We start from the raw sequence: 13,073 nt of genomic DNA on the forward strand, positions 1-13,073 counted from the left end.
AACATCCGTGCGCAAAGCTGAAAGCGCGTCCCTGTTTTTCGTCAAAAACAGCGTTTCATTTCATCCAGTGTCCCTATATTTCAAGGGAATTCCCGGATGCGCCGCGTGCTTTGCGGACGCTACCATCCGCCCCATGCGTGGGTCCAACCCGGCCCTAGCTTTGGATTCCGCTTCATCCCACACGGAGATCACGATGAAAGTACTGAAACTCGCTGCCATTGGCGCTGCCCTGTTTGCTGCATCCTCGGCTGCCAACGCTGGCGCAACCTTCGATAACGTCAAAAAGAAAGGGTTTGTCCAGTGTGGGGTTTCGACGGGCATTCCGGGTTTCTCCATCGCCGACAGCAAGGGCGAATACAAGGGCATCGACGTGGACATGTGCCGCGCCATCGCCGCGACCATGTTCGGCGATGCCAGCAAGGTCAAGTTCACGCCGCTGAACACCCAGCAACGCTTCACCGCGCTGCAGTCCGGTGAAATCGACGTGCTGACCCGCAACACCACCGTCACGCTGACGCGCGACACGACGCTCGGCCTGATCGGCGTGGGCGTGAACTACTACGACAGCCAGGGCGTCATGGTCTCCAAGGACCTGAACGTCAAGAGCGCAAAGGAACTGAACGGCGCCACCATCTGCGTGCAGCCGGGCACCACCACCGAACTGAACCTCGCTGACTGGTTCCGCAGCCAGAAGATCGAATTCAAGCCGGTCGTGATCGACAAGTACGACGAAATCATCCGCGCCTTCTCGGCCGGCCGTTGCGATGCGTTCACGACCGACAAGTCGCAGCTCGCCTCGACCCGCACCACCCTCGAGAACCCGGACAAGTTCGTCATCCTGCCGGAAGACTTCTCCAAGGAGCCGCTGGGCCCCATGGTCCGCCAGGGCGACGAGCAGTGGTTCAACATCGTGCGCTGGTCGCTGAACGCCATGCTGGAAGCCGAGGAATACGGCATCACCAAGGCCAACGTCGATGAAATGACCAAGAGCCCCAACCCCAACATCCAGCGCATCCTGGGCGTGACCCCGGGCATGGGCAAGAACCTGGGCGTGGACGACAAGTGGGCCTACAACATCATCAAGAGCGTGGGCAACTACGGTGAAAGCTTCGAATCCACGCTGGGCAAGAACAGCGCGATGAAGCTGGAGCGCGGCTTGAACGCTTCGTACAAGCAAGGTGGCTTGATGTACGGCTGGCCGGTGCGCTAACGCGCGGCTGCCTGGCATGGCGGAGCACGGCTCTCCGTCATGCCTAGGGCCTGTCTGCACAGGACGTGTATTCTGGACAGGCCCTAACCCGCCTTCGGGCGGGCGGCAGAAGTGGGTGGCGCGGCTTTTCCGGCATGCCACCCGGTGTCCGACTTCTGTAGATTCATCATGACGACTCCCAACAAAAACGCCCCGATTTCGGCACCCCCCCGGCGTCTGAACTGGAACGATCCCGGCGTACGCTCCGTGGTCTACCAGGTGATTGCGCTGACCGCGGTAGCCTGGGCCGTGTGGTTCCTGGTTTCAAACACGCTCCACAACCTGTCCGTGCGCAACATTGCCACGGGCTTCGGCTTCCTGAACCGCGAGGCCGGATTCGCCATTGGCGAAACCGCTGTCGCCTATTCCCCCTCAGACACTTACGGCCGCGCCATCGTGGTCGGCCTGCTCAACACGCTGCGCGTCGCCGTCCTCGGCATCGTGCTGGCGACTATCCTCGGCACGCTCATCGGCATCGGCCGCCTGTCCAAGAATTGGCTCGTCGCCAAGATCACCTCTGTGTATGTCGAGGTGATGCGCAACGTGCCGCTGCTGCTGCAGCTGTTCTTCTGGTATGCGCTGATCACCGAGAACATGCCGGGTCCGCGTCAGGCGCACAATCCGCTGCCGGGCGTGTTCATTTCCAACCGTGGCCTCAAGGTCCCGGCGCTGGAAGGCAACTCGTTCGACTGGATGCTCGGCGGACTGGGACTGGCGATCCTCGCGATCATCATCCTGGGTCACTACGGCAAGAAGCGCCACGAGGCCACCGGCCACATGTTCCCGCTGGGCCGCTGGGCCATTGGCCTTCTGATCGGCCTGCCGTTCATCGGCTGGCTGGTCAGCGGCGCGTCGCTGACGCTGAACATGCCGGAGCTCAAGGGCTTCAATTTCTCGGGCGGTCTCACGCTGTCTCCGGAATTCGCCGCGCTGCTGGCCGGTCTGGTGATCTACACGTCGGCGTTCATCGCCGAGGTGGTGCGCTCTGGCATCCAGGCGGTCAGCAACGGCCAATGGGAAGCCGCCGGCTCGCTGGGCCTGCCGCGCGCCAAGGTGCTGCGCCTGGTGATCCTGCCGCAGGCGCTGCGCGTGATCATCCCCCCGATGACCAGCCAGTACCTGAACCTGACGAAGAACAGCTCGCTGGCAGTCGCCATCGGCTACCCCGACATCGTGTCGGTGGTGAACACAACGTTGAACCAGACGGGCCAGGCCATCGAGGGCATTCTCATCATCATGGGCGCGTACCTCACGGTCAGCCTGTCGATCTCGATCTTCATGAACTGGTACAACAAGCGCATTGCGCTGGTGGAGCGTTGATATGAGCAGCACTACGCATACCCCCAGCGAGGCCCTGCCGCCGCCCAGCAATCAGACAGGACCGTGGGCGTGGCTTAAAACGCGCCTCTTCTCGTCGCCGCTGAACATCCTCATCACGGTGCTGCTGGCGTGGTTCCTGTTGATGTCCATCCCGGCGCTGGTCGAATGGGCCTTCATCAAGGCCAGCTTCGACGCGGCCAATGCCCAGGAGTGCCGCGCAGCCGGCGGCGCCTGCTGGGCGTTCATCATTGAAAAACACCGGCTGATCCTGTTCGGCACCTACCCCTACGATGAGCAATGGCGGCCGTTGATCGCCACCATCATCCTGGTGGCGGTGATCGTCTGCAGCGGCATCCGCCGCTTCTGGAACTGGAAGCTGGCCGTCATCTGGACCGTGGGCCTGACGGCCGTGGCGCTGCTGATGTGGGGCGGCGTGTTCGGCCTGACCTACGTGGAAAACGCGCGTTGGGGCGGCCTGCCGCTGACGCTCATCCTGTCCACGTTCGGCATCGCCTTCGCGTTCCCGATCGGCGTGCTGCTGGCCCTGGGCCGGCGCTCGAAGATGCCGGCCATCAAGGCGCTGTGCGTCGTGTACATCGAGCTGATCCGCGGCGTGCCGCTCATCAGCCTGCTGTTCATGTCGTCGGTGATGCTGCCGCTGTTCCTGCCGGAAGGCTTTTCGATCGACAAGCTCCTGCGCGCGCAGATCGCCATCATCATGTTCGCGGCGGCCTACATCGCCGAAACGGTGCGCGGCGGCCTGCAGGCCATTCCGAAGGGGCAGTACGAAGGCGCGGATTCGCTGGGCCTGAACTACTGGCAGCAGATGCGCAAGATCATCCTGCCGCAGGCGCTCAAGATCGTGATTCCGCCGCTGGTCAGCATTTTCATCGCGCTGTTCAAGGACACGTCGCTGGTGGTGATCATCGGCATTTTCGACCTGACGCTGGCGGCCAAGGCAGCCTTGTCCGACGCGGCATGGCGCGGATTCGGGGTGGAGGCGTACCTGTTCATTTCGCTGATCTACTTCGTCTTCTGCTTCTCCATGTCCAAATACAGCCAGGCGCTGGAAAAACGCCTGGCCACGGGTCACGCACGCTAGCAATTTGCCGCGCGTCCGCCGCAAGGCGGGCGCGCAAAGCGATACTTACGGGAGTACAGGCATGTCGGATGCCATTATTCGTTTGCAGGACGTGAACAAGTGGTACGGCCAGTTCCACGTGTTGCGCAACATCAACCTGGACGTCGCGCCAGGCGAGCGCATCGTGGTGTGCGGACCTTCGGGTTCGGGCAAGTCCACGATGATCCGCTGCATCAACCGCCTTGAAGAGCACCAGAAGGGCCACATCATCGTGGACGGCACGGAGCTCACCAATGACCTGAAGCACATCGAGACGATCCGCAAGGACGTGGGCATGGTGTTCCAGCATTTCAACCTTTTCCCGCACCTGACGGTGCTGGAAAACCTGACGCTGGGACCCATGTGGGTGTTGAAGAAGCCGCGCGCGGAAGCCGAGGCCACCGCAATGAAGTACCTTGAGCGGGTGCGCATTCCGGAACAGGCCAAGAAGTTTCCGGGCCAGTTGTCGGGCGGCCAGCAGCAGCGTGTGGCGATCGCGCGGTCGCTGTGCATGAACCCCAAGATCATGCTGTTCGATGAGCCGACGTCGGCGCTGGATCCGGAAATGGTGAAGGAAGTGCTGGACGTGATGGTCAGCCTGGCCCAGGAAAGCGGCATGACGATGATCTGCGTGACCCACGAAATGGGTTTCGCGCGCAAGGTCGCCAACCGCGTGATCTTCATGGACCGCGGCGAGATCATCGAACAGAACAACCCGGACGAGTTCTTCGACAACCCGCAGAACGAACGGACCAAGCTCTTCCTGAGCCAGATCCTGCACTGATCCGCCAAACCGCCTTCAGGCGGTTTTTCATTGGTGCGGACTGCCAATCCCGGGAATTCTGGGCGTTCTTGCCGGTAGCCCTTTGTTACCTCCGTCACGCCGGTGGGGTATGCTACTGACCGCCATTGATCCGGAGTGAGGAGAACACACCATGTCGAATACCCCCCGCAGCGCCGTGCGCCGCGCCCTGTTGCAAGGCGCCGTGGCGCTGGCCGCGACCCTGCCTTTCAGCGCCCCGGCGGTGGCTCAGGCCGCCGATTTCCCGACGAAGCCGATCCGCTTCGTCGTGCCTTACCCGCCCGGTGGCCCGCTGGACACGATGGCGCGCATGCTGGCCGAGAAGGTGCGCGGCTCGCTGGGTCAGCCGGTGATTGTGGAAAACCGTTCGGGCGCGGGCGGCAACATCGGCGCGGACCTGGTGGCGAAGGCGCAGCCTGACGGCTACACGCTGGTGATGGGCGCGGTGGCCACGCACGCGATCAATCCGTGGCTGTTCGCCAACCTGCCGTACGACCCGGTCAAGGATTTCGCGCCGGTGACGATCGTGGCGGCGGTGCCGAACGTGCTGGTGATGAATGTGGAGTTCGCCGAAAAGAACAAGATCGAGAAGCTGGCGGACCTGATCGATTACGCAAAGAAGAACCCGGGCAAGCTGAACTACGGTTCGGGCGGCAACGGCAGCGCGGGCCATCTGTCGGGCGAGCTCCTGAAGGCGCGCGCGGGCATCAACGTCGAGCACATCCCCTATCAAGGCGCGGCGCCGGCGCAACTGGCGCTGCTGTCGGGCCAGTCGGATTTCATGTTCGACAACCTGGCGGCGTCGGCGCCGCTGATCAAGGACGGCAAGGTCAAGGCGCTGGCCGTGACGACGGCGCAGCGTTCGTCGTTGCTGGCTGACGTGCCGACGGTTGAAGAATCGGGCGTGAAGGGCTTTGACCTGGGCACGTGGTTTGGCGTGTTCACGACGGGCGGCACGCCGGCGCCGGTGGTGGCCAAGCTGAACAAGGCGTATGCCGACGCGATGGCGCAGCCCGATGTGAAGCAGCGTCTGCTGACGATGGGTTCCGAGGCGGGCTCGATGACGCCTGAGGCGTTTGCCGCGTTCGTGAAGGCCGAGATGGCGAAGTATCAGGAGATCGTGAAGATCTCGGGCGCCAGCCTGAATTGATGGCGCTGGCAACGGGCGTCTTTAACCGGATGCCTGTTGCGATGCAGTTTCAACGCCCGCCGGGATGCTTTCCTGACGGGCGTTTTGCTTTCTGTTGATGCCAGCCGCCGCGCATGCCTACCAGCCCATCGCGTAAGCCGGCCGGCGCGGGTCCGCGCCGCCCCAGCGCACGCCGCTATCCAGATCGTGCCGGACCATGCAGACGGCGCCGGCCCGCCAGCTATGGCCGTTCCACCATTTCACGGTATGGCCCATTTCTGCGAGCGCGTCGCCCGCGCTGCGTGGGATCAGGTCTTCGATCATCAGCCGGCCCGGCATGGCGTTGTGCGGCTCGAACGACGACGGGAAGCTGAAGCTGGCAAAGCGCGGCGCCTCGACCGCCTGCTGCACGTCCATGCCGAACACCTCCATGTTCAGGAACGTCTGCAGCATGGCCTGGCACTGCACGTCGCCGCCCGGCGTGCCGAAAGGCATGACGTACTGGCCGGGCCGGATGGCGAGCGAGGGGTTGGGCGTGAGCCGCGGCCTGCGGCCCGGTCCGATGGCGCACGGATGGCCGGCCTCGGCCCAGGATTGGCTGCCGCGTCCCGACGCGCAGATGCCGGTGCCGGGAATGACGGGCACGTTGTAGGAGCCATCGCTGGGCGTGGCCGAAAACGCGTTGCCGTCCTTGTCGACGACCGCCACATAAGACGTATCCAGGCGCGGATCCGTGCGCGCCATGTCATCGGGCCCGGCCTCGCGCAGGTCGATGTCCCGCGCGTGGGGAAGCCGGCCCGCCGGCGGCATGTCGGGGCCCGCCCGATCCAGGGCGATCATGGCGAGCCGCGCGCGCGCATAGTCCTTTGACAGCAGCGCCGCTTGCGGCACCCGCGCATGGCGCGGATCGGCGTAATGCACCTCGCGATCGGCGAAGGCCAGTTTGATGGCTTCGGTCAGCAGATGCACATAGGGGGCGGAGTTGTGGCCCAGCGCGCGCAAGTCGCAAGGCTCCAGGATGTTCAGCATCTGCAGCAGCGAAGGGCCCTGGCACCAGAAACCGCAGCTATGCACCTGCGTGCCGTTGAAGTCGGTGGACAGCGCCGGCTCGACCTCCACAGCAAAGCCTCGCAAGTCCTCGTGGGTGATCAGCCCGCCTTCGTCGCGGTGATACTTGACGATCGCCGCAGCGATGTCGCCTTCGTAGAATGCGCGCCGCGCGGCGGCCAGGCCCGCCTGGCGGCTGTTTCCGGAATGCGCGCGCTCTTCGTCCGCCATGTACTGGATGCTGCGCGCCAGGTCGGCCTGGCGGAATAGCGATCCCGCCTCGGGCGGCTTGCCGCCGGGCAGGTAGATGGCCGCGCTGGAGGCCCACCGCGCGTAGTTCTTCTGGTTCTCGGCCAGCACTTCGGCCATCAGCGGATACATGACGAAGCCGTCTCGCGCCAGCCGGATGGCGCCGGCCGCGACCTCGCCGAAACGCATGGTGCCGAATCGTTCCAGCGCGGTGATCCACGCGTCGGGCGCCGCCGGCATGACGGTGCGCAGCACGCCCGCTGGGATCGTGCCGCCGTGCTTTTCCAGAAACGTCTCCAGCCGCGCGGCCTGCGGCCAATAGCCAAGCCCGGAAATGCTCCACACCTTTTGCGCCTTGGCCTGATAGACCAGGATAGGCGCGACGCCGCCGAAGTTGACGATGTCGCTCTGGACCACGCCCAATGCAATGCCGGCCGCCACGCCCGCGTCGACGGCGTTGCCGCCGGCCTGCAGGACGTCCATGCCTGCCTGCGTGGCCAGATAGTGGCCGGCCGAGATCATGTGATTCAGCCCGGCGAGCGCGGGGCGCATGGAGGTGGGGGCGCTTCCCGCGGTCAGGTCCGGGGCGTAGGGGGAATGGGACATCGAAGACTCCGGTCGGAAGAGGGGGCTTGCGTGCCTGCGCGGGCTCAATCGGTCATTGCGGGGTGATGCCCAGCTTTTGCGTCACGTCCTGCCAGCGCTTGAACTCGGCGTGCAGGAAGCGGCTGAATTCGTCGGGCGAGGTGCCTTGCACGATCACGTCGCGTCCTTCCATGGCGCTGCGCACGTCCGCGCTGGACAACGCGGACTTCGTGGCCTTGTACAGGCCGTCGACGATCTCCGGCGGCGTGCCCTTGGGCACCAGCAGTCCATACCAGGAACCGCCCACCAGATTCGGATAGCCGCTTTCCTTGGCGGTGGGAATCTCGGGCGCCCGGTTCAGGCGCTTTTCGCTGAAGATCGCCAGCGCCTTCAGCTTGCCGTTGCGGATGAAGGTCAGCGTGGTGCCCGGCGTGTCCAGCGTGTATTGCACCTGGCCGGCGATGACGTCGTTCAACAGCGCGGCGCTGCCGCGGTAGGGGACATGCGTGGTCTTGATCCCGGCATCCATGTTCAGTTGCTCGGAGAAAAAGAAATTGGCGGTCATGATGCCCGGCGACGCGTAGTTGATCTCGCCGGGATGGCTGCGCGCGTACTCCACAAGTTCAGGCAGCGTGTTGGGCGGAAAGGCCGGATTCGCGACCAGGATGAAGGGGCCGCCGCCGACCAGAGTGACCGGGATCAGGTCGTTCATCGGATCGTATTGCAGGTCCTTGACCGTAAGCGGCGCCCCGGTCAGCGGCGACGCCGTGGCGAACAGCACGGTGTAGCCGTCAGGCTCGGCCCGCACGACCTGCTGGGTGGCGATGGTGCCGCTGGCCCCCGCGCGGTTCTCGACCACGACGGGTTGCTTGATCTCCTGGCTGAGTTGCTGCGCCAGCATGCGCGCCACGGTGTCCGTGCCGCCGCCCGGCGGGTAGCCGACGATCATGCGTATCGGCTTGGCGGGCCACGCCTGGGCCGACGCCGCAAAGGGCAGTACGGCGGCCAGCAGGCCTGCAAGGCCGCACAAGGCAGCGAGGGCGCGGCGGCGCGCGGGACGTGTGGCGAGTGCTCGAATGATCATGGATGACTCCTGGATGCTTCTTGCTGGCCGGTGCCCTTGCAGATCCCGGCCGTTGTCGGATCCCGCGCCGCCTTGATGCGTGACAGCCCGGCTGCGGCGGCGCAGCCGGGTCATTGCCGGCCTATTTGTTGGCGGCCAGCCCCAGCTTGCGGACGATCTCCGCTTCCAGCGCGTACTGCTGCGCGGCATAGGCGGCGTAGTCCTTGCCGTTCATGTAGACCAGTTCCTGGCCGTATTGCGTCAGGATCTGCTTGAAGGCCTCGGATTCGGCCACCTGCTTGAAGACGGTATGCAGCTTGGCGACAACGGCGGGCGGCATGTCCTTGGGACCGGCAATGCCGAACGGCGCGTTGGCGGGCGGCGTGCCGTCAAGTTCGTGCAGCGTGGGCGTGTCCGGATACTGGGTGCTGCGATGTTCGCCCCAGGTCACCAGCATGCGCATCTTTCCCGATTGCACCTGCGGCTGCACGGTCGTCGAGCCGGCATATGCCGTCACCTGTCCGCCCATCACCGCCGTCAGCACTTCGGATTCGCCCTTGTACGGGATGTGGCGCCAGGTCACGCCGTTGCGTGCGGCGATGTCTTCCATCATCACGTTGGACGCGCTGCCGACGCTGGCCGTGCCGTAGGTGACCTCATTCGGATGCTGTTTCGCATAGCGGATGAAATCTGCCCACGTCTTGTGCGGCGAGCCCGCGGGCACCGCCACGCCCAGCGTGTAGCCGCTGAGCATCATGACGTAGGTGAAATCGCGTGTCGGGTCGTAGCCCATGTCCTGGATGTGCGGCATGCGATAGACCGGGCTGGGCAGGACGGCCAGCGTGTAGCCATCGGGACGCGCGGTCTTGATGGCGCGTGCGCCCATGGTTGCGCCGGCCCCGCCGCGGTTTTCGATGACGATGGCCTGGCCCAGTTCGGGCGCGGCCAGCTCGGCGAATTTGCGGATGACGGTGTCGGTGGAGCCGCCCGCCTGATAGGGCACGATGATGTGAATCGGCTGCGCGGGGAAGGGCGCGGCCGTGGCCAGGGGCGCTGCCAGAACAGCGCCGGCAAGCGCCAGCGCGCGCGGCGCGCGGGCCGCGCAAGCCAGCGCGGCGGTCAGGGTGCGGAGCAGTCGCGGGATCATGATGTTCTCCATTCGAATCAGGCAGTGGCCCAGGCCTGCGCGAACGCGCGTTGGAAGTTGCCGCCGAGTACGCCGGCGATCTGGCTGTCCGTCAGTCCGGCCTCGTGCAGCGCGTGGGTAAATGCGGGAAATTGCGCCGGCGTCGGCGTTTCGACGGGGTAGCGCGCTTCCATCACATCGCCAAAGGCATCAGAAAAGTCGCCGCCCGACTTCGCATATTTGGTGCGCGACATCACCATCACATGGCGCACGGCTTCGTAGGTGTCGACCGATGGAAAATCCGTGCCGATGCCCACGTGTTCATAGCCGACCAGTTCGCCGATGTACTTCACGTTCGCGACGAAGTCCGACAGCAGCGGCTGCTGGCGGGGATCGCCGCGCCAGCTCAGGTAGGCATGGATGCTGCATCCGACCACGCCGCCCGTCGCGGCGACCGCCTTGATGACGTCGTCCGACTTGTTGCGCGGCCGGGTGATCACGGCGTTGGCGTTGGCGTGGGTCAGCAGCACGGGCCTGGTGCTGTGCCGGGCGGCGTCCAGACAGGTCTGAGGCGCGCAATGGCTGAGATCGATGGCGATGCCCACGCGGTTCATCTCCGCAACCATCTTTACGCCCAGATCGCTCAGGCCGGCGTTGCGCTTTTCCAGGCATCCGTCGCCCAGCAGATTGGCCTCGTTGTAGGTCAGCTGAATGACGCGCATGCCCAATTCATAGAACAGGGCGACGCGGTCGATCTGGTCGCCCAAGGGTTTGCCGTTCTGCCAGCCCATGATGAGCCCCAGCTTGCCGGTCTGCTTGGCACGCGCAATGTCGTCGGCTGTTTCCACCAGCAGCCAGGACGAGTCCGGCGCAGCGCAGCGTTGGCGCCAGGCCATGCAGTCGCGCAGCGCCTGCTCGAAGTCCGCGCCCATGTCGCTGACGGTGACGTTGATGGCGCTGACGCCGCCGGCCAGCATGTCGCGGGTGCTGCCGTCGCTGAAGAAGACCAGACCGTCGACGACGGTGGCGCGGCGATGCAGGTCGGCGATGTGACTATCCATGGAAGAACTCCCCTTTTGTTGTATGCATGATTTCAATGTGTGCCCGTCAGGTCCCGTAGCGGCCGTAGCGGAACGGGTGCAGGTCGATGGCGGGCGTTTGGCCCTGGATCAACTGCGCCATCAACTCGCCCGCCGCCGGGCCGATGCCGAAACCGTGGCCCGAGAAACCGGAAGCAAGGTAGAGCCCGGGCAGGCCGGGCACCGCGTCCATGACAGGCATCGCGTCGGGCGTGACATCGATGTAGCCGGCCCAGGACTGCGCAATGCGTGCTTCGCGGAATGCGGGAAAGGCATGCACCAGCCGGCGCCAGGCTTGCGCCACGCCGCGACTGGACGGCGATGGATCCAGCACGCGATGCCGCTCGAAAGGCGATTCGCGGTCGGGCGGAAAATGGTTCGGGATCTTCAGTTCCTCGAAGAAGCGCTTGCCGAAACGCAGCCGCACGAAGCTGCTGTTGGCCCGCCACGCGCTGAAGAAATGCGGCATGAGGCGGAAGGTGTCGGGCACCACGTCCGCCATCGACGCGCCGAACTGCGACACCGAATAGCCGCCATCGGCACGTTTGCGACAGGTGAAGTCCTTGCCGTTGATCGCCGCCTGCGGTCCCGCGTCGAGCGGCGTCGTGCGCAGCACGGATCCACGCACCTTCAACTGCGGGAAGTCGGCGCCCAGATTGCCGCAAAAGAGCCGCGACCAGGCGCCGGCCGCCACCAGCACCGCCTGCGTGGCAACGCGGCCGTGCTCCGTGATCAGGGCGCTGACGCGGCCCGCGCTGCGCTCCACGCCGCGCACGGCGCAGTGCTCAACAATGTGTGCGCCCGCGGCGCGCGCCAGCGAGGCGATACCGCGCGTCGCCATCTGCGGTTCGGCGACCCCGTCCGTCGGGCTGTACATGGCGCCTGTCCAGGCACGTCCCGTCGACGGCAGCATGTCCTGCACCGTGCGGCGATCCAGCAGGCGCGCATCCACGCCATGCGCGCGTGCCCCGTCCAGCCACGCCTGATGGCCGGCCGCGTCCGCGTCGTTTTCCTGCAGATAGAAGATGCCGCTGCGGCGGAAACCAACGTCCACCTTTTCCTGGATCTCTGCCCATAGCCGGTTGGCGCGCTGCGCCAGCGGCACTTCCGGCAGATCGCGGCCCAGCGTGCGCACCCAGCCCCAATTGCGCGACGACTGCTCGCAGGCCAGCGTGCCTTTCTCGAACACGGCGACCCGCAGTCCGGCGCACGCGAGGGAATAGGCGGTGCTGATGCCGATGATGCCGCCACCAACGATGGCGACGTCGACCGAGGCCGGCAGCGCCGCGTCGGACGGGCCAGAAGCTGAAGCGGGCATTTGAGCGGCGGAGGGCGCCGGCGTTTGAGGCGGATGCGGTTGCATGAAGATCCGGTTTGATTAAATATCTCTATTCGATAACAATCTACGTATAACGATAACGGCGAGTATTTTTATACTGCTCGCCGGATCCGGCTACAACGTAAGGGTTTCCCTAGGCTGCTGACTTTCCGGCTCCCCGCGGGCAAACTCCGTCCCTGCTACCCAAACCGAATCCGAATGTCTGAACCTTCCGCCTTGTTGATCCAGTCGCTGGAAAAAGGGCTCGCCGTGCTCGAGTCCTTCCGGGGGCACGCCTCTTTGAGCCTTCAGGAGATGGCCCGCGAAAACGGCATCACCATCGGCTCGGCCCAGCGCGTGGCCTACACGCTGGAAAAGACCGGCTACCTGTTCAAGGATCCGCGCAGCAAGCGCTACAGCATGACGGTCAAGGCCGTGGGGCTGGGCTACAGCTATCTCTACCGGCAGCCCTTGTTCCAGCATGCGCATGCGGTGCTGCATCAGGTCAACCAGGAGTGCGGCGAGATCGTCAATCTGGCCGTGCCCGACGGCGACAACATGGTGTTCGTCATGCGCGTCGCGCCGGCCAGGCACATTCCCGAGTACCTGCCGGTGGGCACGCAGATTCCCTGCGTGGCGACCGCGTCGGGGCGCGCGCTATGGGCGTTGCTGCCGCCGGATGAACTCGATCTCAGGTTGCGTAGCGTGACGTGCGCGAAGTACACGCCGCACACCACCACCGATATCGACCGGCTGCGCGCGTTGATCGACGAGGCAAGACGGAATCAGTACGCCTATGCCGACGAAGAGTTCTTCGCGGGGGATTTGAATGTCGCGGCGGTGATTTATGGCGACAACGGCGATCCGCTGGGTGCGGTCAACATATCCGTGCCGAAGCCGCGCTGGTCGCTGGCGCGTGCGCGGGAGGAACTGGGGCCGCTGGTGATCCGGGCAGCCAGGGCGATCAGCAAGCGCAATTGAGGCCG

General features: G+C 65.0%; 11 protein-coding genes. 6 read left to right on the forward strand and 5 right to left on the reverse strand.

Annotation, left to right across the window (positions count from 1 at the left end):
- Positions 1–193: 193 nt before the first annotated feature.
- From HV681_RS05905 to HV681_RS05925, 5 genes are all read left to right on the forward strand, one after another.
- The gene (locus HV681_RS05905; protein ID WP_105240917.1) at positions 194–1,210 is read left to right on the forward strand and encodes an amino acid ABC transporter substrate-binding protein; all 1,017 of its coding nucleotides are present in this window, start codon (positions 194–196) and stop codon (positions 1,208–1,210) included.
- A gap of 168 nt (positions 1,211–1,378) precedes the next feature.
- The gene (locus HV681_RS05910; RefSeq protein ID WP_175122201.1) at positions 1,379–2,569 is read left to right on the forward strand and encodes an amino acid ABC transporter permease; all 1,191 of its coding nucleotides are present in this window, start codon (positions 1,379–1,381) and stop codon (positions 2,567–2,569) included.
- Between the two features lies 1 nt (position 2,570).
- Positions 2,571–3,671 carry an amino acid ABC transporter permease gene (locus HV681_RS05915; RefSeq protein WP_175122202.1) on the forward strand — a complete coding sequence of 367 codons (1,101 nt, stop codon included), beginning with the start codon at positions 2,571–2,573 and terminating at the stop codon, positions 3,669–3,671.
- A gap of 61 nt (positions 3,672–3,732) precedes the next feature.
- Complete coding sequence (locus tag HV681_RS05920; RefSeq protein WP_056559723.1) at positions 3,733–4,473, forward strand: amino acid ABC transporter ATP-binding protein; 741 nt, start codon at positions 3,733–3,735, stop codon at positions 4,471–4,473.
- Positions 4,474–4,624: 151 nt separating this feature from the next.
- Positions 4,625–5,641: a Bug family tripartite tricarboxylate transporter substrate binding protein gene (locus HV681_RS05925; protein WP_175122203.1), complete on the forward strand. Its 1,017-nt coding sequence runs from the start codon at positions 4,625–4,627 to the stop codon at positions 5,639–5,641.
- A gap of 117 nt (positions 5,642–5,758) precedes the next feature.
- Here the strand turns inward: HV681_RS05925 and HV681_RS05930 are convergent, their stop codons facing one another.
- The 5 genes from HV681_RS05930 to HV681_RS05950 form a co-directional block, all read right to left on the reverse strand.
- Positions 5,759–7,522 carry a gamma-glutamyltransferase family protein gene (locus HV681_RS05930; protein WP_175122204.1) on the reverse strand — a complete coding sequence of 588 codons (1,764 nt, stop codon included), beginning with the start codon at positions 7,520–7,522 and terminating at the stop codon, positions 5,759–5,761.
- Positions 7,523–7,574: 52 nt separating this feature from the next.
- Positions 7,575–8,585 carry a Bug family tripartite tricarboxylate transporter substrate binding protein gene (locus HV681_RS05935; protein WP_175122205.1) on the reverse strand — a complete coding sequence of 337 codons (1,011 nt, stop codon included), beginning with the start codon at positions 8,583–8,585 and terminating at the stop codon, positions 7,575–7,577.
- 121 nt (positions 8,586–8,706) lie between these two features.
- The gene (locus HV681_RS05940) at positions 8,707–9,711 is read right to left on the reverse strand and encodes a tripartite tricarboxylate transporter substrate binding protein (protein WP_175122206.1); all 1,005 of its coding nucleotides are present in this window, start codon (positions 9,709–9,711) and stop codon (positions 8,707–8,709) included.
- Between the two features lie 17 nt (positions 9,712–9,728).
- Positions 9,729–10,751: a dipeptidase gene (locus tag HV681_RS05945; protein WP_175122207.1), complete on the reverse strand. Its 1,023-nt coding sequence runs from the start codon at positions 10,749–10,751 to the stop codon at positions 9,729–9,731.
- 46 nt (positions 10,752–10,797) lie between these two features.
- Positions 10,798–12,087, reverse strand: a complete 1,290-nt coding sequence (locus HV681_RS05950) for an NAD(P)/FAD-dependent oxidoreductase (protein WP_254594892.1) — start codon at positions 12,085–12,087, stop codon at positions 10,798–10,800.
- 219 nt (positions 12,088–12,306) lie between these two features.
- On the opposite strand from HV681_RS05950, the gene HV681_RS05955 reads away from it, so the two are divergent.
- Positions 12,307–13,068, forward strand: coding sequence for an IclR family transcriptional regulator (locus HV681_RS05955; protein ID WP_175122209.1), 762 nt, complete (start codon positions 12,307–12,309; stop codon positions 13,066–13,068).
- Positions 13,069–13,073 lie beyond the last annotated feature (5 nt).

Origin of the sequence: Achromobacter animicus (assembly GCF_902859585.1) — a bacterium.
In the GTDB taxonomy this organism is placed as follows: domain Bacteria; phylum Pseudomonadota; class Gammaproteobacteria; order Burkholderiales; family Burkholderiaceae_B; genus Achromobacter; species Achromobacter animicus.